Source organism: Corynebacterium nasorum, from assembly GCF_022347325.1.
GTDB classification, from domain to species: domain Bacteria; phylum Actinomycetota; class Actinomycetes; order Mycobacteriales; family Mycobacteriaceae; genus Corynebacterium; species Corynebacterium kefirresidentii.
Genome location: NZ_JAKRDU010000038.1, coordinates 1 through 1,324, shown reverse-complemented (window position 1 = coordinate 1,324; position 1,324 = coordinate 1). Strand labels below are relative to the sequence as shown.

Here is a 1,324-nt window from a genome sequence, read left to right as displayed (position 1 = left end):
TGAGGTTACCCTCAAGTAGTGGACACCCTATTTGTATGGATCTTGTGTCCGTAGGAGAGGATGTTCATTGTGAATCAACAGCGCAAGAAGTACACGCCGGAGTACCGGCGTGAAGCCGCAAACCTGGTAATCGAGTCGCAGCGCCCAATCGCTCATGTGGCTAAGGAAATTGGCGTATCAGCCACAATTTTAGGCAGGTGGGTCAAACTCGAGCGTGAGCGCCGAGGAGCATCCGACGGGCTAAGCGAGGCGGATCTTCGTGCTGAGAATGCTCGTCTGCGCCGTGAGCTGGCGGAAGCCAAGATGGATAACGAGTTTTTGTCAAAAGCGACAGCCTTCTTCGCCGCCAAGCAACGCGAACAGAAAAGTTCGAATTAATGCAGCGAGAGAAGGCGAACTACAGCATCAAACGTATGGCACGGCTATTAAAAGTGTCTCGGTCTGGATACTACAAATGGTCCCATACGCAGCAGAAGCGGCTATCCGGCGAAGATGAACGCGCAGCATTTTACGATGACGTTGATCGTAAGATTCATCAGATTTGGTCGGACTCCGATGAGGTTTATGGTGCTCCGCGGATTACCGCAGAACTTATCGAGCGGTACCACATTTCGCTTAATCGTAAGACTGTGGCTAAACGGATGCGCATGATGGGCATTGAAGGGATTTCCCCGCGGGCCTTTGTCCCAGTGACAACGATTCAAGCCAAGCGTAAGTCCACGCTTCCTGACTTGGTCAAGCGCATGTTTGATACTGGTGAGCTCAACCGAGTGTGGATGTCGGATATTACCTACCTGCGCACCGGTGAAGGCTGGTTGTACTTGTGCGCAGTCCGCGATGGTCATTCCCGCAGGGTACTGGGCTGGGCTATGGATAGCGTTCAAGATACATACCTGGTCGAACGGGCCCTGCGGATGGCGCATACACTGCGTGGTGACGTGCCTGACGGGCTAGTGTTTCACGCTGACCGCGGAACCCAATTTACCAGCGAGAAGCTTTGGGAAGTTTGCCGCAACCTGGGCATTGCTCAGTCCGTAGGGCGTACCGGCGTGTGCTTCGATAACGCGATGGCCGAGTCATTCTGGTCGACGCTTAAAACCGAATTCTACGACCGTAAGCGCTGGGCGACCCGTGATGCTGCACGCAAGGCCGTTGCCTACTGGATTGAAGTCGTCTACAACCGCCGACGTCGGCACTCCGCACTCGGGATGATAAGCCCCGCCGACTTCGAGAACCGCATCGGTCTAACCACCAGCAGAAAAGAAATAGCCGCCTAACCACTAGGTAGCTCTACTACGTGTCCACAATTTGCGGGCAACCCCAA

The 1,324-nt window shown here is 54.3% G+C and carries 1 protein-coding gene; it reads left to right on the top strand.

Annotated features, from left to right (window positions below):
• Positions 1-60: 60 nt before the first annotated feature.
• Positions 61-1,277, top strand: a protein-coding gene (locus MHK05_RS11805; RefSeq protein ID WP_239206893.1) for an IS3 family transposase whose coding sequence is annotated in 2 segments (ribosomal slippage) — positions 61-322 and positions 322-1,277 — 1,218 coding nt in all. Because the reading frame shifts where the segments join, the coding sequence is not laid out codon by codon here.
• The last annotated feature ends 47 nt before the right edge of the window (positions 1,278-1,324 follow it).